20 protein-coding genes and 1 tRNA gene are annotated in these 21529 nt (G+C 72.1%); 13 read left to right on the plus strand and 8 right to left on the minus strand.

Annotated elements, in window-relative coordinates; translation table 11 throughout:
• Positions 1-228: 228 nt before the first annotated feature.
• Genes ACFPIJ_RS05540 through ACFPIJ_RS05560 form a run of 5 tightly spaced genes read right to left on the minus strand, consistent with a single transcriptional unit; the run spans position 229 to position 4101 of the window.
• On the minus strand, positions 229-1365 hold the full coding sequence (locus ACFPIJ_RS05540) for an NADH-quinone oxidoreductase subunit D (RefSeq protein ID WP_380113515.1): 1137 nt from the start codon (positions 1363-1365) through the stop codon (positions 229-231).
• Between the two features lie 10 nt (positions 1366-1375).
• A complete protein-coding gene (locus ACFPIJ_RS05545; RefSeq protein WP_033363511.1) occupies positions 1376-1666 on the minus strand; it encodes a type II toxin-antitoxin system PemK/MazF family toxin in 291 nt (96 codons plus the stop codon).
• Positions 1653-1910: a DUF6364 family protein gene (locus ACFPIJ_RS05550; protein ID WP_033363510.1), complete on the minus strand. Its 258-nt coding sequence runs from the start codon at positions 1908-1910 to the stop codon at positions 1653-1655. The genes ACFPIJ_RS05545 and ACFPIJ_RS05550 overlap by 14 nt, the downstream gene beginning before the upstream one ends.
• A 32-nt stretch (positions 1911-1942) precedes the next feature.
• On the minus strand, positions 1943-2896 hold the full coding sequence (locus tag ACFPIJ_RS05555; protein WP_380113516.1) for an SAM-dependent methyltransferase: 954 nt from the start codon (positions 2894-2896) through the stop codon (positions 1943-1945).
• The gene (locus ACFPIJ_RS05560) at positions 2893-4101 is read right to left on the minus strand and encodes an amino acid deaminase/aldolase (RefSeq protein ID WP_380113517.1); all 1209 of its coding nucleotides are present in this window, start codon (positions 4099-4101) and stop codon (positions 2893-2895) included. The genes ACFPIJ_RS05555 and ACFPIJ_RS05560 overlap by 4 nt, the downstream gene beginning before the upstream one ends.
• A 141-nt stretch (positions 4102-4242) precedes the next feature.
• On the opposite strand from ACFPIJ_RS05560, the gene tmk reads away from it, so the two are divergent.
• The 6 genes from tmk (at position 4243) to ACFPIJ_RS05590 (ending at position 10095) form a co-directional block, all read left to right on the plus strand.
• Entirely contained in the window at positions 4243-6384 is a 2142-nt protein-coding gene (gene tmk, locus ACFPIJ_RS05565; protein WP_380113518.1) for a dTMP kinase, read from the plus strand.
• A gap of 58 nt (positions 6385-6442) precedes the next feature.
• Positions 6443-7642 carry a DNA polymerase III subunit delta' gene (locus ACFPIJ_RS05570; protein ID WP_380113519.1) on the plus strand — a complete coding sequence of 400 codons (1200 nt, stop codon included), beginning with the start codon at positions 6443-6445 and terminating at the stop codon, positions 7640-7642.
• A 75-nt stretch (positions 7643-7717) separates the two neighbouring features.
• Positions 7718-8035: a YbaB/EbfC family nucleoid-associated protein gene (locus tag ACFPIJ_RS05575; RefSeq protein ID WP_203852200.1), complete on the plus strand. Its 318-nt coding sequence runs from the start codon at positions 7718-7720 to the stop codon at positions 8033-8035.
• A 27-nt stretch (positions 8036-8062) separates the two neighbouring features.
• On the plus strand, positions 8063-8371 hold the full coding sequence (locus ACFPIJ_RS05580) for a hypothetical protein (RefSeq protein WP_380113520.1): 309 nt from the start codon (positions 8063-8065) through the stop codon (positions 8369-8371).
• Positions 8371-9060 carry a WXG100 family type VII secretion target gene (locus tag ACFPIJ_RS05585; protein WP_380113521.1) on the plus strand — a complete coding sequence of 230 codons (690 nt, stop codon included), beginning with the start codon at positions 8371-8373 and terminating at the stop codon, positions 9058-9060. The genes ACFPIJ_RS05580 and ACFPIJ_RS05585 overlap by 1 nt, the downstream gene beginning before the upstream one ends.
• Positions 9061-9528: 468 nt before the next feature.
• Positions 9529-10095 carry a hypothetical protein gene (locus tag ACFPIJ_RS05590; protein WP_380113522.1) on the plus strand — a complete coding sequence of 189 codons (567 nt, stop codon included), beginning with the start codon at positions 9529-9531 and terminating at the stop codon, positions 10093-10095.
• Here the strand turns inward: ACFPIJ_RS05590 and ACFPIJ_RS05595 are convergent.
• Entirely contained in the window at positions 10092-11906 is a 1815-nt protein-coding gene (locus ACFPIJ_RS05595) for a metallophosphoesterase (protein ID WP_465252332.1), read from the minus strand. The genes ACFPIJ_RS05590 and ACFPIJ_RS05595 overlap by 4 nt on opposite strands.
• A gap of 71 nt (positions 11907-11977) precedes the next feature.
• Here ACFPIJ_RS05595 and ACFPIJ_RS05600 point away from each other — a divergent pair.
• The 7 genes from ACFPIJ_RS05600 (at position 11978) to ACFPIJ_RS05630 (ending at position 19521) form a co-directional block, all read left to right on the plus strand.
• Positions 11978-12050: transfer RNA gene (locus tag ACFPIJ_RS05600), tRNA-Thr, on the plus strand.
• A gap of 220 nt (positions 12051-12270) precedes the next feature.
• The gene (locus ACFPIJ_RS05605; RefSeq protein WP_380113523.1) at positions 12271-13533 is read left to right on the plus strand and encodes a hypothetical protein; all 1263 of its coding nucleotides are present in this window, start codon (positions 12271-12273) and stop codon (positions 13531-13533) included.
• A gap of 22 nt (positions 13534-13555) precedes the next feature.
• Positions 13556-13753 carry a hypothetical protein gene (locus tag ACFPIJ_RS05610; protein WP_380113524.1) on the plus strand — a complete coding sequence of 66 codons (198 nt, stop codon included), beginning with the start codon at positions 13556-13558 and terminating at the stop codon, positions 13751-13753.
• Between the two features lie 182 nt (positions 13754-13935).
• Positions 13936-16014, plus strand: a complete 2079-nt coding sequence (locus ACFPIJ_RS05615; protein ID WP_380113525.1) for a choice-of-anchor D domain-containing protein — start codon at positions 13936-13938, stop codon at positions 16012-16014.
• Positions 16015-16086: 72 nt separating this feature from the next.
• On the plus strand, positions 16087-18102 hold the full coding sequence (locus tag ACFPIJ_RS05620; RefSeq protein WP_380113526.1) for a choice-of-anchor D domain-containing protein: 2016 nt from the start codon (positions 16087-16089) through the stop codon (positions 18100-18102).
• A 143-nt stretch (positions 18103-18245) separates the two neighbouring features.
• Positions 18246-18761: a sigma-70 family RNA polymerase sigma factor gene (locus tag ACFPIJ_RS05625; protein WP_380113527.1), complete on the plus strand. Its 516-nt coding sequence runs from the start codon at positions 18246-18248 to the stop codon at positions 18759-18761.
• Complete coding sequence (locus tag ACFPIJ_RS05630) at positions 18748-19521, plus strand: hypothetical protein (RefSeq protein ID WP_380113528.1); 774 nt, start codon at positions 18748-18750, stop codon at positions 19519-19521. The genes ACFPIJ_RS05625 and ACFPIJ_RS05630 overlap by 14 nt, the downstream gene beginning before the upstream one ends.
• A gap of 149 nt (positions 19522-19670) precedes the next feature.
• Here ACFPIJ_RS05630 and ACFPIJ_RS05635 read toward each other — a convergent pair whose 3' ends face one another.
• Positions 19671-20117: a hypothetical protein gene (locus tag ACFPIJ_RS05635; protein WP_380113529.1), complete on the minus strand. Its 447-nt coding sequence runs from the start codon at positions 20115-20117 to the stop codon at positions 19671-19673.
• Positions 20114-21508 (minus strand): hypothetical protein, encoded by a 1395-nt coding sequence (locus ACFPIJ_RS05640; protein ID WP_380113530.1) that lies wholly within the window; start codon positions 21506-21508, stop codon positions 20114-20116. The genes ACFPIJ_RS05635 and ACFPIJ_RS05640 overlap by 4 nt, the downstream gene beginning before the upstream one ends.
• Positions 21509-21529: the final 21 nt, after the last annotated feature.

Here is a 21529-nt window from a genome sequence, read left to right on the forward strand (position 1 = left end):
GGCCGCTGTCCCGCTGCCGCACCTTCGGCGCGGCGGCGGGGGTTCCCACCCGCTGCCCCATGCGTCCCGCTGCGCGGCCGCACTCTCCTAACCAGCCCGTGTGGCTCGGTCGGCGCTGCGCTTCCCTGGGCCGTCTCGGTTGCTGTCTGTATCTGGTTGGAGTGGGGTGGGCATCTGTGCGCCGCAAGGTCGGCCAGCCCCGGTGGTGGGGGGAGGTCCGCTGCCGGCTTACTTGTCGACGTCGCCCACCACGAAGAACATCGAGCCGAGGATGGCGATCAGGTCGGGGACCAGGGTGCCGGGGAGGAGTTTCGACAGGGCCTGGACGTTTGAGTAGGACGCGGTGCGCAGCTTCAGGCGCCACGGGGTCTTCTCGCCGCGGGAGACCAGGTAGTAGCCGTTGATGCCGAGTGGGTTCTCGGTCCAGGCGTAGGTGTGGCCTTCCGGGGCCTTCACCACCTTCGGCAGGCGGACGTTCACCGGGCCGGTGAGCTTGTCGACCTCGTCGAGGCAGGTCTGGGCGAGGTCGAGCGAGGCATACACCTGGTCGAGCATCACCTCGAAGCGGGCGTGGCAGTCGCCGGTGGTGCGGGTGACGACGGGGACGTCCAGGGCGCCGTAGGCCAGGTAGGGCTCGTCGCGGCGCAGGTCGAAGTCCAGGCCGGAGGCGCGGGCGACCGGGCCCGACGCGCCGTAGGCGGCGGCGTCGGCCGCCGAGAGCACGCCGACGCCGACGGTGCGGGCGAGGAAGATCTCGTTGCGGCGGATGAGGTTGTCCAGGTCGGGCATGCGGCGGCGGACCTGGTCGATCGCCGTGCGGGCGCGGGTGGTCCAGCCGGCCGGGACCTCCTCCTTCAGGCCGCCGACGCGGTTGTACATGTAGTGCATCCGCCCGCCGGACGCCTCCTCGAGGACGGCCTGGATCGTCTCGCGCTCGCGGAAGGCGTAGAAGACGGGGGTGATGGCGCCGATCTCGAGGGGGTAGGAGCCCAGGAACATCAGGTGGTTGAGCACGCGGTTGAGCTCGGCGAGCGCGGTGCGCAGCCACACGGCGCGGTCGGGGACCTCGATGCCCATGAGGCGTTCGACGGCGAGGACCACGCCGAGCTCGTTGCAGAACGCGGACAGCCAGTCGTGCCGGTTGGCCAGCATGATGATCTGCCGGTAGTCGCGGACCTCGAAGAGCTTCTCCGCGCCGCGGTGCATGTAGCCGATGATCGGCTCGGCGCTGAGGACCCGCTCGCCGTCGAGGACGAGCTTGAGGCGCAGGACCCCGTGGGTGGAGGGGTGCTGGGGGCCGATGTTGAGCACCATGTCGGCGGTGTCGAGGCCCGCTCCCGTGCCGACCGTCAACTCGGAGGTCATAAGTAACAGCCTAGAGGTCCTGCAGGATGCGCAGCGCGCGCGAGACGTTGTGCATCGTCGCGGTGTCGGCGACGGCGACCCGCTCGGTGAACCAGCGCTTCAGCGGCGAGGAGAGGCGGTCGGGCATGACGACCAGGTCGTCGAGCTCGACGGCGAGCGGCGAGTCGCGCAGCTCCTCCTGGTCGGTGACCTCGGCGACGATGACCACCGGCACGTCCGTGCTGTTGAACACGTCGGAGCTGATGATCAGGCCGAGGCGCTCGCGGGCGCCCTTGATCAGCCAGACTTCACCGCGCCGCACGGCGCCCGCTGAACAGCTCCGCGTCCACCAGGGCGATCTCCTCCTCGTCGGCGAGCGCGGCGCGCTCCAGGTCGGGCTTGGCCCGGCGCACCGCCTCGGCGTGTGCGGTGAAGATCTCGCGCAGGGCGCGCTCCTGCGCGGCGCGGTCGATCCACGCGCTGAGGGACACGCCGTCGCGCTCGGCCCAGTGCCGGGCGTCGGCGATGGTCTGGTCGGAGAACGACAACGTCACCTTGGCCGTCATGGCAGCCAGTGTACCGCCGGTATGACGAATGTTCATACCCAGTGCATGACCCAGTGGTGTCCGCCCAGCCCCGAAGGGTCGGTGAGCTCCGCCGCCTCGCCGGCCCGCGCCAGCGCGCGCACATAGCCGACGGGGTCGCTGGAGGCCAGCGTGATCGGCGGGCGCCCGCCGTGCACTCCGAGCAGCCGCAGGGCTTCCCGTTGGGTCAGCAGTTGGTGGTGTACGTCCAGCGAGTCCAACGCAACCGCTACGGTCAGGTCGCACGACCCGTCCGGCACCGGCGGGGTCTCCTTGCCGTGGCGGAAGCCGGTGAGCGTGCCGAACAGCGGCCGTGCGGCACGGAGGTGCCCGTAGTCGACGGCGAGTGCCAGCCCGCGCTTCACGCGGCCGGCGGCGGTCGCCCAGGCCTCGTCGCGCGGCGCGCCCAGCTCGGCTCGGGCACCCTCGGGCAGCCCGTCGAGCGGCCACCATTCGGCCAGCCAGGCGGCGTCACCCGGCGTCAGCGGCGCCTCGTCCAGGGCTTCCGTGCCGTCGGTGGTGCTCAGGACGTACCGCGGACGCAAATGCGAATCGAGCTCCACGATGTCGACCGGGATGTTGTCGAGCCACTCGGTGGCCACCAGCAGGCCGGCGATGCCGGAGGGGATCGTGGCGGTCCACGTGATCGCGTCGGGCAGGTCGTCGGGGCGGGGGGCGACCTCGACGCCGACGGGGGCGACCCGGGCGGCCACGGCCGGCGGGAGGGCGGCGAGGATGCCGCGCAGCAGCTCGCCCCGGCCGGCGCCGACGTCGACGAGGTCGAGCCGGGCGGGCCGGTCCAGGGCCTCGTCGACCCGCTCCAGCAGGGTGGCGATCGCGGCGGCGAACAGTGGCGAGGCGTGCGCGCTGGTGCGGAAGTGGGCGGCGGGTCCGGCATCGGGACGGACGAAGAAACCGTCGTCGCCGTAGAGCGCCCGCTCCATCGCCGCCCGCCACCGCACCGTCACAGGAACACTTTGCCTTCTCCGCGGTAAGTGGGCACCACGTCCACGATCGTGTCGCCGGAGACGAGGTGCACCTCGTTGACGTGTTCGCACAGCTCGCCGGCCTTGGCGTGGCGGAAGTACACCCGCTCGCCGAGGCGCAGGCCGGCCGCGCCGGGGCCGATCAGCGGGGTCTGCACCTCGCCGGCGCCCTCGGTGCCGATGAGCTTGAGGCCTTCCGGCAGCCACGGCAGCGGCTGGCGGGTCGGCGACGTCTCCCCGGAGGCGATCCAGCCACCGCCGAGGACCGTCGCGACCTGCTGGTTCGGGCGGCGGACCACCGACATCGCGAAGAACGCCGCGGGTTGCGGGCGCCAGCGGCGGTATCCGTCGAAGAGCCACGGGCCGAACAGCCCGGAGCCGGCGGCCACCTCGGTGACGGCCGGGTCCTGCGCGGTGGCCTGGACGCTGCCGGTGCCGCCGCCGTTGACGAACTCGAGGTCGGCGTGGCGGCGGACCTCGGCGACGACGGCCGCGCGCCGGGCCAGCAGCTCGGGGAACGAGCGGGACTGGATCATGCGGATGAGCGCGCCGCGCACCGGGCGGCCGGGCGGGGCGTCGCCGAGGCCGGCGATCTGCGCCTCGTAGGACATCAGCCCGACCAGGCGGAACCCGGCCCGGTCGGCGACCGCGGCGGCGAGGTCGCCGGCCTGGCGGGCGCTGTGCACGGGGGAGCGGCGCACCCCGATGTGCACGCCGCGGGCGGGGCGCCAGGAGGCGTCCAGGTCGATGCAGACCCGCACGGCGCCGGCCCGCTCGCCGGCCGGCACGACCGCGTCGATCAGGTCGAGCTGGGCGGGGCTGTCGACCATGACGGTGACGGTCGCGGCCAGCTTCTCGTCGGTGGCGAGGCGGTGCAGCGCGGCCCGGTCGGCGGTCGGGTACGCCACCAGGACGTCCCCAGACGTGCCGTGCTCCGCCAGCCACAGCGCCTCGGGCAGGGTGAACGCCATGACGCCCTGCCAGCCCGGCTGGGCGAGGGCCCGGTCCATCAGCGCGCGGACCCGCACCGACTTGCTGGGCATCCGCAGCGGCTTGCCGGCCGCGCGGCCGACCATCGCGGCGCTGTTGGCGTCGAACGCGTCGAGGTCGACGATCGCGAACGGCGGGTCGAGGTCGGCGGTGGCCCGGTCGTAGCGGGCCCGTTGGGCGGCACGTGAGCTGGACACGACTCACCGTACCGAGTCGGCGATGAATATGAAAGAACCTCGCGTACGTATGTCGGCCCGCACCTGCGCGACACCCGGCGACCGGTAGCGTGGTTACAGTAAGCGGTCTACTGAGGAGGTGCCGCCATCGCGAGCAGCGACTTGTCCGGCTTCGGAGAGCTGAAGGCGGTCCTGCGCATCCGGCCGTTCCGCCGGCTGTGGGCGGTGCTGGGGCTCTCATCCCTCGGCGACTGGCTCGGGCTGCTGGCCGCCTCCACTTTCGCCGCCGCGCAGGTGGACAACTCCGCGGCCCAGGGTGTGGCGTTCGGCTCGGTCATCGCGGTGCGCCTGTTGCCCGCGCTGGTGCTCGGCCCGGTCGCCGGCGTCTTCGCCGACCGGTTCGACCGGCGCCTGACCATGGTCGTCTGCGACCTGATCAGGTTCCTCTTCTTCGCCTCGATGCCGGCCGCCGCGCTGATCGTCGACGACAGCACACTCGTGATCGCCTGGGCCGCCGTCGCCACGTTCATCATCGAGACCACCGCGATGATCTGGACGCCGGCCAAGGAGGCGGCGGTGCCCAACCTGCTGCCCCGGGCCCGGTTGGAGACCGCCAACCAGCTGACCCTCGCCACCACGTATGGCATCACGCCCGTGCTCGCCGGCCTGGTGCTCATCGGCCTGGAGAAACTCGTCGTCGTGATCTTCGGCGGCGGCGACGTCCGGCCGCAGGGGGTCGAGCCGAGCGAGGTCGCGCTGTGGTTCAACTCGCTGACCTTCCTCGCCACCGCGATCACCGTGTTCTTCGGCATCAAGGAGATCAGCGGCCGGCGCACCGCCGCCGTCGAGCGCAAGCCCGGGATGCTCAAGGAGTTCACCCAGGGCTGGGCGTTCGTCAGCCGGACCCCGCTGGTCCGCGGCCTGGTGCTGGGCATCTTCGGCGCCTTCGCCGGCGGTGGCGTGGTCGTCGGCACCGCGAAGTTCTACGCCGTCTCGCTCAGCGCCGGCGACGCCGGCTTCGCGCTGCTCTTCGCCACGCTCTTCCTCGGTCTCGGCGTCGGCATCGCGGCCGGCCCGAAGATCGTCGGGGCGCTGTCGCGGCGCCGCTGGTTCGGCCTGTCGATCGTCCTCGCCGCGGGCTCTGTGCTGATCCTGGCCCTCGCCACCCACCTCGTCGTGGCCGTCGCCGGCGCGCTGCTCGTCGGGGTCGGCGCCGGCATGGCGTTCCTGTCCGGCACCACGCTGCTCGGCGGTGAGGTCGCCGACGACATGCGCGGCCGGGCGTTCGCCTTCGTGCAGATGGGCACCCGCGTGGTGCTCATGCTCACCATCTCGCTGTCCAGCGTCATCGTCGGCGCCGGCGGGTCGCGGCACCTCAACCTCGGGTTCAAGGAGTTCGAGGTCTCCAGCACCCGCCCGCTGCTCGCCATCGCCGGCATCTTCGGCGTCATCGCCGGGATCGTCGCCCTGCGGCAGATGGACGACAAGAAGGGCGTGCCCTTCTTCGCCGACGTGCTCGGCTCGATCCGCGGCCGCCCGCTCAGCCCCGACGAGCCGAAGGCCGCCCAAGGGATCTTCATCGTCTTCGAGGGCGGCGAGGGCGCCGGGAAGTCCACCCAGGTCCGGCACCTCGCCGAGGCACTGCGGGGGCTCGGCCGCGACGTCGTCGTCACCCGCGAGCCCGGCGCCACCCCGCTCGGCGAGCGCATCCGCAGCCTGGTGCTCGACCCGCCCGAGGTCACCGGCGAGGTGGTGACCCCCCGCGCGGAGGCGCTGCTCTACGCCGCCGACCGGGCCCACCACGTCGCCTCCGTGGTCCGGCCCGCCCTGGCCCGCGGCGCCGTGGTGATCAGCGACCGGTACGTCGACTCGTCCCTGGCCTATCAGGGCGCCGGGCGGACCCTCCCGGTCGACGAGGTGTCGTGGCTGTCGAAGTGGGCGACCGGCGGGCTCAAGCCGGACCTGGTCGTCCTGCTCGACCTGGAGCCGGCCGTGGGCCTGGCCCGGGCCGGCCGCCGCGGCGACGCCGACCGCCTCGAGAGCGAGTCGCTCGCCTTCCACGAGCGGGTCCGCTACGCGTTCCTCGATCTCGCCTCCGCCGACCCGAGCCGCTACCTGGTGCTCGACGCGTCCCTGCCGGCCGATTCGCTGGCCACCGGCGTGCTGCAGCGGGTCCGGCACCTGATGCCCGCCGACGAGGAGTTCGACATCGCGGAGATCCTCGAGGACGTGGCCGAGACGGTCACCGCGCTCACCGGCGACGAACTGACCGACGAGCTGCCGTCCGGCGGGACCCGGGTATGAACGCCGGCACGGCGCCGCCGATCGTCGCGGGCGACGAGTTGACCTCTGGGGGGCTGGTATGACCGTCGGCACGGCGCCGCCGATCTTCGCCGAGCTCGTCGGGCAGGACGACGCGGTCGCGACCCTGACCCGCGCCGCCGCCTCGGCCGACACGATCGTCCGCGGCGACGTGCCCGAGGCCGGCATGACCCACGCGTGGCTCTTCACCGGCCCGCCCGGCTCCGGCCGGTCCGTCGCCGCCCGCATCTTCGCCGCCGCGCTGCAGTGCCCCAACGGTGGCTGCGGCGACTGCCCGGCCTGCCACACCACGCTCGGCGGCACCCACGCCGACGTGCGGTTCGTGGTGCCGGAAGGGCTGTCGATCGCGGTCGGCGAGATGCGCGCCCTGGTCCTGCGCGCGGCCAGCTCGCCGACCCAGGGCCGCTGGCAGGTCCTGCTCGTCGAGGACGCCGACCGGCTCACCGAGGCCGCCGGCAACGCGCTGCTGAAGGCCATCGAGGAGCCGCCGCCGCGCACCGTCTTCCTGCTGTGCACGCCCAGCACCCACCCCGACGACATCTCCGTCACGATCCGCTCCAGGTGCCGGGTCGTCCCGCTGCGCCAGCCACCCGCCGACGCGATCGCCGCGCTGCTGCACCGCCGGGACGGCCTCGACGAGCAGACCGCGGCGTGGGCGGCGGCGGCCGCCCAGGGCCACGTCGGACGGGCCCGGCGGCTGGCCCGCGACCCGCAGGCGCGCGCCCGCCGGGAGGCGGTCCTCGCCGTGCCGCGCCGGCTGACCGGCATCGGCGCCGCGTTCGACGCGGCCGCCGCGCTCATCGAGGCCGCCGAGGCCGAGGCCGCCGCGTCCGTCGTCGAGACCGACGCCAGGGAACGCGCCTCGCTGGAGACCGCGCTCGGCGCCGGCGGCACCGGCAAGGGCGCCGCCGGGGCGGCCCGCGGCTCGGCGGGCCAGCTCAAGGACCTCGAGCGCCGGCAGAAGTCGCGTGCCACCAGGGCCCAGCGCGACGCCCTCGACCGGGCGCTGGTCGACCTCGCCGGCTTCTACCGCGACGTGCTGGTCCACACGTTCGCCGCGGCGGTCGAGCCGGTGCACGGCGACACCGACGAGCTGGCCGCCGCCGCCGCGCAGAAGTGGGCGCCGGAGAGCACGCTGCGCCGGCTCGAGTCGGTCCTGGAGTGCCGCGTCGCCATCGAGGCCAACGTCAAACCACGCATCGCCGTCGAAGCGATGATGCTCGCGCTGTGGCGCGGCTGAAGTTATCCACAGGCCGCACTTCGGGGTTTCGTGTCACTGGCTGGTGCCGTACGGTCACCCGGGGGAGGGGCCGACATGGGGCGCGAGATCGACGAGACGTGGATCGAGGAGGCGGTGGAGCGTTACCGCCGCATCGACGCGCTGCTCGCCGAGTTCGACAAGGCGGTCACGACCGTCGAGGTGAGCGTGCGTTCCCCTGACGGCCTGGTCGAGGTGGTGGTCACCGCCGACGGCACGATCCGCGACGTGCGGATCGACCAGCTGCGGGGGCAGAGCGGCGCCGAGCTGTCCCGCTCGGTCCGCGCGGCCGTCACCGCCGCCACCGACGCCGCCGCCTGGGCCAGGAAGAAGCTGCACGCCGAGACGTTCGGCGACTACCGCTCCCTGGCGTAGCGCACGTAGACATTCCGGGGGGACTGCATGCGACTCGACGATCTGGCCGGCCGGCTGGATGCCGCCGGCGACGAGCTGGCCGGGGCGAGCACGACGATGGCGCTCATCGACCCGGGCTCCCGGGCACTCGGCGGCGACGCCCCGGGCGGCCCCGGTGAGCTGGGCCGGGCCCTGCACCGCACCCTGACCACGGCGCTGACCGCCCGCTCCCGGGAGGCGTCGGCGCACGGCGTCCGGTTCGCCGAGACCGCGGAGGCCCTGCGCCTGGCGGCCCACGGCTATCACGCGGCCGACCACGACGCCCGGCGGCAACACCAGCGGCAAGGGGGCGCGTGATGGACGCCCTTGACCGGCTCGCCGGGATCGGGACCGACCTGCTGCACCGCGTCGACGCCGTCCTGATCGCCGGTGGGGCGCCGGCCGGTGACCCGCTCTGGCCGCTGCTGCGGCAGGTCGGGGCACTGCCGGGCGACGCGCTCGAGTTCGGGCTGAAGCTCACCCCCGGGCCGCTGCGGACGGCGGCGGCGCAGCTGCGGGCCGACGCCGACCGGTTCGCCCGGCGCCGGGACCGGCTCGCCGCGGATCTCGGCCCCGCCGCCGCGACGTGGGAGGGGTCGGGGGCCGAGGCGTTCCGGGCCCGGTGGCAGTCGCTCGCCGGGCACCTCGGCGACGGCGGCGACCCCGCCACCGTCACCGGACGGCTGCGGGCCACCGCGTCCTACGCCGAGGCCCTCGCCGACTGGTCCGACGGTCTGCGCACCGAGCTCGCCGAGGCGGTCGCCCGGGTCACCGGCTCCGCCGAGGCGGTCGCGATTCGCGGCCTGGCCGAGGGGCCGCCGCCGGCGGCGGTGCTCGAGGCGGCCGCCCGGATCGGTGTCCGCGTTCTGCGGCCGGTCGCCGAGGCGTTCCGCGCCGCCCGCGATCTGGAGCAGCGGTGGTCGCCGGACCTGGCCGAGCTGCGGTACACCGAGCCCGGCACCGGGCCGGCCGGCGCGCTCTCGCCGATCACCCGCGTGGCGTTGTAGCCGGATCTGGCCGTGCTGCGTTCCGCCGAGCCGGGCCGGTGCGCGCGCTTCGGTCGTCCGCGTGGCGTTGTAGCGCCGACCTGGCCGAGCTGCGTTCCATCGAGCTCGGCCGGTGCGCGCTCCCCGATTACCCGCGTGGCGTTGTAGCCGGATCTGGCCGTGCTGCGTTCGCCGAGCCGGGCCGGTGCACGCGCTTCGATCGTCCGCGTGGCGTTGTAGCCCCGACCTGGCCGAGCTGCGTTCCATCGAGCTCGGCCGGTGCGCGCTCCCCGATTACCCGCGTGGCGTTGTAGCCGGATCTGGCCGTGCTGCGTTCCACCGGGCCCGGCCGGTGCACGCGCTTCGATCACCCGCGTGGCGCTGTAGCCGGATCTGGCCGAGCGGCGTTCCGTCGAGTCCGGTGCCGGGCCGGTGTTCCCCGATCACCCGCGTGGCTCTGGAGCCCGTCGCCGGCACTACGATCGCCGGATGCCACCCACCGTCGATCAACTCGCCGGCTACGGCGACCGTGACCTTGACGCCGACCTGGCCCGCTGGTTTCCGGACCGGGAGCCGGTGCGGCTCGCCGAGCCGGTCCGGCCGGTCGAGCCGTTCCTCGCCCGGCTGCCGGCGGACGCGGCCGCCGCGCTCGCCGCGTTCGACCGCCGGGTGCGGTCCGGGACGCTGCCGTGGGTCGTCGACGTCTCCGACTACTCCTACGGGTTCGACTTCGCCGGCAACGACTGCGAGATCCTCGACTCGGACTATGCGACGCCCCTGACGGACGACGACGTGTGGTCGCTGGCCTCCGACGGCGGCGGCAACCTGTACGTCCTGCTGACCAACGGCCGCGTCGCCGTCTGGTTCCACGAGGAGCAGGTCATCGAGGCCGGCACCCAGTTCGACAACCTCGACGTGTTCCTGTTCTCGATCGTGCGCTACGAGGCGGCCCGGGCCGGCGTGCTGGACCGGGCCGGCGTCGAGGAGGACTTCCGCGCCCTCGCCCAGCCCGGCGCGCTGGCGCCCGAGGTGGGCCTGCTGGCCTACCTGCGTTAGGACAGCTCGATCGGGGGTTCCATGAGCCGCAGCCGCATCGGTTTGCGCGGGGCGAACCAGGAGCCCGCCGGCTGCGCCTGCCAGCGGCGGGCGGTGCGGTCCACGCCGATCGGGTAGATCGTCAGGGTGCCGTCGGTGCCGAACCGCAGCCGCAGGAAGCCCTTGTAGCCGGTGATGCCCTGACCGGCGAACAGCTCGTTGAGGTTCACCCCGAACTTCGAGGCGATCAACAGGTACAGGGCGAACAGCTCACCGGCGGCGACGCACGACAGCGGGAAGTACAGCACGATCGCGATCAGCAGCGGCAACGGCCAGGCCTGGTCGACGAACGGCAGGCTCAGCCAGGCCCAGGTGCCGAGCACGGCGATGCCGACGAACGCGGCGCCGTGCCCGAGGCCGAGGATCCAATGCCGGGGTCTGCGTTTCCCGGCCACGCCCGGCATGGCGAGGAAGTACGCGCTGAGCACGTCGACCAGCACCATCAGGATCGCGGGGATGGTGACCAGGCGCTGCTCGGTGCCGGAGATGACCCGGTCGGCGGCGTTGACGAAGGCGAGCATCGTCAGGGTCTGCAGCACGCCGAGCAGCCCGAGGAACATGGGGTTGCGCCACGGCACCCGCCAGAAGACCCCCAACGAGAGCCCGCGCGACCGCGCCCGGCTCGGGTAGGCCGCCTTGAAGTCGAACCACTGCGACGGGCTGGCGTTGCGCACCAGCGAGCGGCGGGGCGGCACCTCGAGCCGCTGCGGCAGCTCGTGCGTCGGATACAGGTACGCGCCGCCGCCACCGCACGTGATCAGCTGTCGGTCGGCCCCCTCGTACCGGGCGTAGTGGTGCAGGTCGCCCGACAGCATCAGCTTCACGTCCGCACCCGTCGGCGTGATCACGGTCCGCACGAAGTAGTCGAGGCTGTCATACGCCTTGCGGTCCTCCTGCGCCTCCACCCAGCTCGGCGCCGGCGGGCAGACGATGACCTTGTCGCCGGGGCCGAGCCGCGCCGCGACCCGGTTGAAGTACCGCAGCTGCGGATCGTCGATGTACGCGCCCGCCTGCACGTCCGTGCCCAGAATCCACCACCGGTTGGGCAGCTGGATGGCGAAGTAGGACCGCGACTGGCGGGTCTGCCAGCCGCCGATCTTGCCCTCGCCGCCCCGGACGAACAGCCGCAGGAACGCGGTCAGCCCGTCATACCAGTCGTGGTTGCCGGGCACCGCGTACATCCGCGGCCGCGGCCCCTCCTCGGGCGGGTCGGGGAACGCGGCGCGGAACGGACCCTTGAACCGGTCCTCGTACTGCTGCCCGCTCGCCGTCGGATAGACCTGATCCCCGCCGAGCACGAGCACCTCGCCGCGCGGCAGCTCATGCCCCTCGACGCTCAGCGAGCGCTGCGCCAGCAGGTACGCGATGGAGTAGGTGGCGTTGAACCCGTCACCCGTGTCGGCGCAGTAGTCGACCCACAGCTCACCGTCGGGAATCTCGGCGTCGTCCTCCGCCCCGAGATCGCCGACGGTGCCGCTGTAGCCGGGCGCCTCCCGCATGATCCGGTCCGGCATCGAGTCCTGCAGCTCCCGCTTGTCCAGGTAGGCCCCGAACAGGTCGGCCAGCACGACCCGCACCGCGGTCCCGCTCAGCAGCACCGGACTCAACCACGGCACGGCCCGCCGCGGGGTGAATCCCATCTGGTCGGGGTCCAGCGCGTTGGGCCGGTCACCGACCTGCGCGACCGGTTTCTGCACCTCGGGCATCGGCAGGAGCGGCTCGCCGGGCTCGGCGGTGAACTCGCCGGGGGCGGCCGGCAGATCGTCGGGGATCACGCGCCGGACGTTACCCGGGAAACCCCTCGCGCGCGCCCCCGAGGCGTGCCGTACACTTGGTCATCGTTGCCGCCTTAGCTCAGTCGGCAGAGCGATTCACTCGTAATGAATAGGTCAACGGTTCGATTCCGTTAGGCGGCTCTGGCAACGACGCCCTGACCGGGGATACCCGGTCAGGGCGTCAACGTTTGTCGACGGGTTTGCACCTGCCCCCGAAACCCCCTGATCAACCGGTGTCCGGAAGCGGGCCGGCCGCCGGGTCGCTCGCTGACTCGTCGAACGCGGCCGAAAGGCCAATTGCCGTCGACAGCCCCGATCCATACCGTGCACCGGTCTCGTCAGCTTCGTCGAGGCCCGGCAGGTGCCGGGTCAGCTCTCGTTCGACTCCGTCGGGATGGGGCACAACACGGCGCCCCAGTCGGTCACGTTCACCTCGACCGGCAGCGCCCCGATCAAGCTCGGCGCGGCCACCCTCAAGGGCCAGACCGACACGTTCGAAGTGGTGAACAACGGCTGTCTCAACGCCACGCTTGCCTATGGTCAGACGTGCTCGGTCTCCGTGCCCGCGCACCCGCAGCGCTACGAGCGGGTCACGGCGACCCTCCAGGTCGCCGACAACTCGCCCTTCGGGGCACGCATCGTGCAGTTGGCGGCCACTGGTCGCGACACCAACGCGGGAAAGTACTTCGCACTTCCGCCCAGCCGCATCCTTGACACCCGCAACGGAATCGGCGGAATCACCACCTCACCGATCGGTCCGGGACAGACCCTGCGGTTCAATGCCAATTGGAGCGTCGGTACGAACTCCACCGGCACTGCGGTCGTGCTGAACGTCACCGTCGACTCGCCGACGTCCGCCGGGTTCCTGACCATCTTCCGGGCGGGAACCGCGCGGCCGACCGCATCGAGCCTGAACTTCCCCGCCGGCTGGGTGGGCGCCAACTCGGTGACCGTTCCGCTCGGCGTCAACGGTCTGGTCGACATCTACAACGCGGCCGGCCGGACCAACGTCATCGTGGACATCGTCGGCGCCTACCACGGCGCAGACGACGACAACTACAGCTGGGGTGGCGAGTATCAACCGCATAACCCGACGCGGCTGCTCGACACCCGTGAAGACGGTGACGGGCCGCTGCCCGGGTTCTTCTACGTCACCGTGTTCGCGGACTACGGCGCGGTAGCCAACCCGCATGTCAAGGCCCTCGCGGTGAACATCACGGCGGTCGACCCGCAGCAGGGTGGGTACCTCACCGCGTGGAGTGGAGCGAACGGCCTGCCGGACGCATCCACGCTCAACTTCAAGCCGCACACGGTCGTGCCGAACTTCGCGGTCATCCCGACCAGTCCCTGTGCGGTCGTGCCACGGTGCGCGGGCATCCCGTCGATCGCGATCCTCAACGCGTCGAGCGGGGCCACGCACATCGTGGTCGACGTCGTCGGCTTCTACGACGACGCAACGTTGGGCGGCGGCCTGCACGGCGCCGGGTTCGGTCGCGAAGGCCGGCACGGTGGCGCTGGTCGCCAACGTCACCGGGGTCGACCCGTCGAATTCGACGTACCTGACGGTGTGGCCGACTGGGAAGCAGCGGCCGACGGCCAGCACGCTGAACCTGACGCCGCATGAGGTTCGCTCCAACGCGTCGATCGTGCTGGTCAACGGCGACAAGCAGTTCAACGTGTACAACGCGGCCTGGAACGTCCACCTGGTGCTCGACGTTTCGGGAACGCTCGATGTCTACCCGTATCCACTGCCACTGGCCACGGCCACGACGACATCGTCGGACGCGCTGGCCACGAAGCGACCGCCGATCCCAGGCGACCCGCTCGTGCGACCCCTGCACTGAAGCACAGAAAGATGAGTAACGAACGCTGAGCTCAACGGCGGGCCCGGCTGGATCCTCGGATCAGCCTGGCCCGCGCCGCGACCTGCATCGATGGTCACGCTACATTGGATGTTCGGCCGTTGAGCCGTCCCGTGAAGATCAGCTATCGTTCGGCGGCTGCCGCACCGCACAACGGGGAGTCCATGCGCCTGCATCGCAAGTTCGCCGCCGTCCTCGCCGCTGTGGGTCTCGCAGTCATCCCGCTACCGACCGTTGCGGGCGCTGCGACCGGACCGACCGCTCCGTATGATGCGCTCACCGTCAACGGCGTCGCGAGCGTCTCGCTGTCACCGCTCAACGGGTGGGTCACCCTGCGGCCGTTCATACCTGCCGACAAGGGCTTCTTCTTCGAGGCGTATGACGACAAAGGGGAGTTCTGGACGCTCAGGGTTGCGCCGGCGATCGGGCAGAAGCTCGCGATCGGCACCTATCCGACGTTGTCCCTCGAGGACGCGACCCATTACGGGCTGAGCGTGGCGCGCACCGGCAGCTGCTCACAGTCGTCCGGTTCGATCACCATCCAGGAGCTGACCCTCGATCCCCAGACCTTCGCGGTCACCTCGATCGCGGCCACCTATGACCAGCAGAACTGCTTGCCGGCGCACGGCGAGATCCGCTGGCACTCCAACCGGCCGTATACGGACGCCGTGCAGTCCCCGGCGAAGCTGGACTTCGGCCGCGTCGTGGCGGGGCACACCGCCACGAAGACGGTGTCGCTGACGTCGACCGGTAGTGCGGCACTCCAGCTCGGTGCGGCTTCGCTGGTTGGTGGCGGGGCCGCGCAGTTCAGCGTCGTCGCCAACGCCTGCGTCAACAAGACCCTGGCGTATGGGCAGTCGTGTGACATCACGGTCAAGGCCCAGCCGGCGGCGGTCGGCGATCAGGCCGCCGAGCTCGCCGTCGCGGACAACAGCGCATACGGCAAGCGGTCGATCCCGCTGTCCGTGACCGGGGAGCGCAGCGCGGAAGGCACCTTCACCTCGCTCGACCCGGTCCGGCTGCTCGACACGCGGGACGGCACCGGTGCACCGCGGGCGCCGCTCGGTGGCGGGCAGACGTTGCATCTCCAGGTGACGGGCCGCGGTGGCGTGCCGGCGACCAGCGTCACCGCCGTCGTGCTCAACATGACCGTCGTCAACCCGACGTCGGCCAGCTTCCTCACGGTGTTTCCCAGCGGGGTGGCCCGGCCCACGGCGTCGAACCTCAACTTCCCGGCGAAGTGGGTCGGTGCCAATGCCGTGACCGTGCCGGTCGGGACGAACGGTCAGGTCGACATCTACAACCCCGCAGGCAATGTCGATGTGGTGGCGGACGTGTCGGGCTACTACCACGGCGATGACGTGGCGCAGTCCGGTGCGCCGGCCGGAACGTACTGGACGACCGAGCCGGAGCGGTTGGTCGACACCCGCGACGGAACGTTCGGTGGCGCGCTTCCCAGGTTCACCTATGTGCGGGTTCCGGTCAGCTACGGCCCGGAGTTCGACCGGCACATCACCGCACTGGCGGTCAACATCACCGCGGTCGATCCGACCGCCGGCGGATACCTCACGGCATGGAGCGGCGCCAACGCGTTGCCGCCCGGCGCCTCGACGCTCAACTTCACCCCGCACTCGGTGGTGCCCAACTTCGCGATCGTCCCGACGAGGTGGTGCGACGAGTGCGGCGGGTTCCCGACCATCTCGGTGGCGAACGCGTCAAGCGGCAGCACCCACGTCATCGTCGACATCTTCGGGTTCTACGACGACGGTCAGCTCGACGGTGGGCTCCGGTTCCACCCGTTGACACCGACCCGGATCACCGACACCCGCGAGGGCCTCGGTGCGCGCACCTTCACCGGCAGGGGCACCGCCACGATCACCGCGCCCGCGACGGTGGCCGGCGACAACACGGCCGCGCTGGTGTCGAACGTGACCGGCGTGAACCCGTCGAACTCGACCTACTTCAGTCTCTGGGCCGACGGCGGCGACCAGCCGATGGTGAGCAACCTCAACTTGACGCCGCACGAGGTCAGATCGAACGCAGCCGTCATCCCGGTCGGTCCCGGCAACAAGTTCGCCGCGTTCAACGCGGCCTGGACGGTCGACCTGGTGATCGACGTGGCCGGAACCTTCGAGTTCGGGCCCGGTTCGGCGGCGACTGCCCGGAGTCTCACCACGAACGCAGGACCGCGCAATCCGATCAGGCAGCCGGCCGCCACGCCGTCGCTGCTGTTCATCAACTAGCCGGCCGGTACAGCAGACACGACTGGAGAACCTTTGATGCGCCTTCTACGGGGGATAGGCACAACCGTCGCGATGGTGGTGACACTGAGCGCGATCCCGTTCGTCGGCACTGCGGCTGCGGCCGGTCCGACGGCACCATTCGACGCGTTCACCACCACCGGTGACTGGTGGAATCACGACTACGACTCGACCAACGCGACCTTCACCATGTCCAGGTGGGGGAGCGAGGGCTTCCGCCTTGACGCCATGCCCAACGGCGGCGGGCAGAGCAGTCGCTTCAGGGCGCTGGTCCAGCCCAACTTCAACCAGACGCTCAACGTCGGGACCTGGCGGACCGAATCGGATCCGGGAGCCAGCACCTACCAGGTGCAACTGTTCGGCGACGATGTCGGGTGCCTGGGCAAGGGTTCGATCACCATCCATGAGTTCACGCGCGACCCGGCAACGCACGCGATCACTTCCGTGGTGGCGAGCTACTACCAGGAGTGCAACCACACGTATGGGGAACTGCGCTACCACTCGACATCGGCGTACTCCGCCGATGCCGTGGTCGCTGCGCCGGACTTTCCGCACCCCACCCTCGTCTTCGGCACGGTGTGGCCGGGCTACACCTCGGCCGCCCAGACCCTGACGGTGCGGTCGATCGGCCGGCTGCCGCGCGAGCTCGGCGCCGTGACGCTCGGCGGGGCAGCGCCCGATCAGTTCTCGATCGTGGGTGACAGCTGCGCCGGCACGACGCTACCGGCCGGCCAGAGCTGCGCCGTCGAGATCACCGCACACCCGACCGTGGAAGGTGCCCAGAACGCCCGCCTGTCCATTGAGGGCAGCAGCATCGAGGGGTTGTGGGGCGCGAACCTCAACGTGCACGGCGACGCCGGTGCGGGCCGCTACGTGCCGGTCAATCCCAGCCGCCTGCTGGACACCCGCAATGGCGCGGGCCCGCTCGGTGCCAACACGACACTGGCATTGCCGGTGACCGGCGTGGGCAGTGTCCCACCCACCGGGGTGTCGGCGGTCGTGCTGAACATGACGGTCACCGGACCGACGTCGGCCGGCTATCTCACGGTCTATCCGACGGGCGCCGCGCGACCGACCACGTCGAGCCTCAACTTTCCGGCGGGCTGGACCGGCGCGAACTCGGTGACGGTGCCGGTCGGCGCCGGGGGCAAGGTCGACATCTACAACCCGGCCGGCACCGTGCACGTCATCACCGACGTCGTGGGCTTCTACACGACCGCGAACGTGAACGGGCTGGCCGGCGGCGACTACGTGCCATTGACGCCGTCGCGTGTGCTGGACACCCGCAATCCCGACTTCGGCGGGCCGCTCAACGGTTTCGAGGGTGTCACGATCCCGGTCGAGCTCCCCACCGGCTTCCATCCGCACGTCCGGGCGTTCGCGGTGAACGTCACCGCGGTCGCTCCGCAGCTCGGCGGGTACCTGACCGCGTGGAACGGCACCGGTCCGGTTCCCTTGACGTCGATGTTGAACCTGGTCCCACAGGCCGTGGTGTCGAACTTCGCGATCGTGCCGACGGCACTGTGTGCGTACTGGCAATGCGGTGGCCGACCGTCGATCACCATCTACAACGGCTCCAGCGGGAAGACGCATGTCGTGGTGGACATCATCGGCATCTACGACGACGGGGAACTCGGCGGGCTGCGGTTCCAGCCGCTCGGACCCACCCGGATCACCGATACCCGCCAGGGGGCCGGTGCGCATCCACTGGGTCCGGCGAGCAGCACGACCATCCGCCCACCGGGCATGCTGAGCGATGTCCGGACGGTTGCGTTGGCGGCCAATCTGACCGGCGTGAATCCGTCGAACTCGACGTATCTGACGCTGTGGCCGACCGGTGAGAATCGTCCGGACATGAGCAATCTGAACCTGGCTCAGCACGAGATCCGGTCGAATGCCACGATCATCCCGCTCAGCTCCGGTGGCCAGTTCAACGTCTTCAACGCGGCCTGGACGGTCGACCTCGTGATCGACGTCGCCGGCACGTTCGTGCTCCGGCCCGGCGCCGAAGACTTCGCACGGTGGTATCGCGCGTCGTCCGTCGTGCCGCAACGCGTTACCCGCTTCTGACAATGCCTTGACGCCGCACGAGGTCAGACTGCAACGGGCGCCCCTCACCACAGGTGGGGGGCGTTTCGCTGGGCCCGCCAGGTCGTTGCCCCCAACCGGAGCGCTGCCTCGTTCGTCATAGTGCGTGACGGGAAGGTGGTGGCATGGCCTGGGAGCGCGCGCTGACCGAGCTCGTGCAGCAGCGCGGCGCGGCGCTGAAGCGCTATGGCTTCCTGCTGTGCGGCGACAGCGGGGACGCCGAGGACCTGGTCCAGGACGCGCTGGTCCGGACGTTCAGCTCGGCGCGGCACCCGGACATCGCCCAGTTGGAGGGCTATGTCCGCAAGGTCATGCTGAATCTGTACCTCGACCGGGACCGGCGCCGCCGGGTCTTCCGGCGGCTGCTGCCGCTGACCGTGCCGCCGGCCCCGCCGGACCGGCATGCCGAGTCGGAGGTGCGCGGCGATCTCCGCCGGGCGTTGCAGCGGCTCTCGCCCCGCCAGCGGGCCTGCGTGGTGCTGCACTACTACCTCGACCTGCCCATCCCGGAATGCGCGGACGCGCTCCGGGTGAGCCCGGGCGCCGTCAAGCGGTACCTGCACGAGTCCCGTGCCCGGCTCGCCGAGCAGCTGGGCGGGCCACCCGATCGAGACCGGGAGGACGGTTATGCAGCCTCGTGACGCGTCGCTCCGCGATGAGCTCACCGCCGCGGCGGCGGGCGCGGCCCCGCCCGGCTTCACCGCCGAGACCCTCGTCGGCCGGGTGCGCCGGCGCCGGCGCCGGCGCGCGGTGGTCCGTGCGGTGGCCGGCGTCGCGGCGGTCGTGCTGGCGGTGGCGGCGGCCGGCATCGTCCGCGGCGCACGGGACGGCGGCACCACCGTGGCGGAGCCGCCCATCACGAAGCCGTCCATCCCGGCGTCGGCCACGGGCCCGCAGCTCCCGGTGCCGGAGGTGTTCATGTGCGGGCAGCCGCTGGTGCCCGCCGATGCCGCCGGCACCCGCTCCGGCCTGACGATGGCGCTCGACCCGGTCCGGCGGACCGCGACCGGCACCGGTCCCGACCTCACGGTGACGTTCACCGCGACCGCCGCGCTGCACGTCGTCTCCAGCCCGCCGCGGTTGTTCGAGGTCCTGTACCTGAAGGACGGCGTGATCGTGGGCGGTGGTCCGATGCTCAACCAGCCCGGCGACACCACCGCGCAGGGGCTGGACCTGATCGGTTACACGTTCGACGTCGGGCCCGGGCAGCCGGCGAGCCTGGAGCTGGGCCCGCGGGTCACGCTCTGCCCGGCGGCGACCTGGCCGCAGGTGTGGGCGTCGCCGCAGTCGTATGAGGTGGTGGTCCTGCAGGGGCCGGTGGAGACCATCGCCGGGCAGACGTCGCTGGGCGTGCCGTCGCCCGGCGTGCCGTTGCTGATCGCCCGGGCATCGCTGGCCTGACCGGAAGCGACGCGGCCCGCCCGCCGCGCACCGTCAGGGCCGCTCCGCCGCCCTTCCGCCCCGAAGCGGGTCCGCCGGTGCCCGCCTGATGGCGCGCCATCAGGCGGCAGGGCGCGCCGGCCTGGGAAGGCCGGCGCGCCTGTTGCTGGTCAGGACTGGACGTTGACGATCTCGCGGCCCGTGTTCGCGTAGGCGTAGGCCCAGTTGGGGCTGCGCACCGACAGGTCGCCGAGGGCGTAGGCGACGCCGGCCTGGAACGGTGCGGGTGACGCCGTCACCGGGATCTTCACCTTCTGCGCCGCGCCGGTGCAGGTCGCCTCAGTGGTCTGGTTGTGCCCGCCGGTGGTGATGCTGCCGACGGTCTGGGTGACGCTCGCCCCGGCGTTGAAGAACCAGCCGGGAGGGCAGGTGACGGTCAGCGTCACGACCGTGGCCGCCCCGTTGGCCTTGAGCTGTGCGTTCTTGGTGATCTTGATGGTCGGCGCGCCCGGCGACTCCGACTGCAGGTTGACCGCGGCGCCGGCCGGCACCGCGAACGCGAGCACCCCGCCGACTGCGAGCGCGGCCACGCCGAGCTTCGACTTCGTGATGTTCATGGTGGTTCCTCCCCGTTGGATGGTGGTGCGGACTCTTCGCCGTGGGAGGGCGCCGCGATGCCCACCAGGGCACCGAGGAGCAGCGGGACGACCGCCAGCTCCCACAGGAAGTCAAAGGCGCTGTGCAGCGCGAGTGCGGCGACGGCGGCCGCGGCACCCGCCCACAGCGGTGCGGGCACGCTGTCGCGCCGGCCGCGCCGGATGAGCACGACCAGTGCGGCGCCCAGCGCGAGCAGCAGGACAAGACCGGTCGCGCCGAGGTCGACCAGCCACTGCAGGTATTCGTTGTGGACCCACCGGCTCGCCACCAGCTGGCCGGTGTGGTCGGTCCAGAAGAACCGCGCCTGGCCCGGACCGCTGCCCACGACGGGGTGCGCGGCGACCAGGTCCAGCGCCGAGTCGGTGGCGCCGGAGCGGCCCTGCGACGCGAGCGTCGCCCGCCGGTCGAGCAGCGCGTCGAGCGCCGCCGGGCGTGGCCCGCCCCCGGCCAGCACCCAGGCGCCGCCGGTCCCGGCCACCGCCGCTGCCGCGGCGAGCAGGGACCGGCCGTGCAGCCGCGGCACCAGGACGGCCACCGCACCGCCCGCCAGCAGGCCGCCGACCGCGAGCAGCGGCTCGGGCCGACCGCCGGCCGGGAACGACGGGACCAGCGCCGCCAGGGCGACCGCCGCGCCGAACGCGGCCGGGACGGCGTGCCGGAGCACGGCCCGCGCCCCGGCGGTGGCGGCGAGCACGACCAGGCCGGTGGCGAACGCGAGCGCCCCGGCCCGGCTCAGCGTCGCGGCCAGGCCGACCTGCGTCAGGTAGACGGCGCAGGGCCACCGCCACGTCCCGGGCTCGGTGAGCGCCATCGCCAGCGCCAGCAGCGCGGTGACGGCGAGGACCGCGGCGGCGGCGTTCGAATAGGTCAGCGTGGACGCGGCCCGCCACAGTGTCGACTCGACGAGCACCGACCAGCGCCCGATCCGCCAGGCGACGCCGGCCCAGCCGGTGACGGCGACCAGGGTGCCGAGCGCGACCAGGCCGGACGCGACCCGGACGCGGCCGGCCGGCGCGGCGCGGCGCACCACCGCCAGCGCGACGACCAGGGTGGCGAGGCTCGCCGTGACGGCAGCGGCGACCGGCAGCCCGCCGCTCGTCGCGCCGCGCACCAGCGCCCAGCCGGCGACCGCCGCGGCGGTGCCGAGGACCGCGGTGTGGCCGGCGAAGAGGTCCCGGTGGGCGTGCAGCGCCAGCAGGCAGGCGGCCACGGCCAGCAGGGTCACCAGGGCCCGGCCCGGTGGGTAGAAGCCGCCCTGGGCGACCACGCCCGCGGTTGCCGCGGCCAGCAGCACGATGCGCGGAGCGGGCCGGTCGATGACCGGATCCTGTTTCAGGGCAAGCGAATCCACGAGCACCACCTTTCCCCCGTC

The sequence above is a fragment of the Dactylosporangium cerinum genome (genome assembly GCF_042653625.1).
Taxonomy (GTDB): Bacteria; Actinomycetota; Actinomycetes; order Mycobacteriales; family Micromonosporaceae; genus Dactylosporangium; species Dactylosporangium cerinum.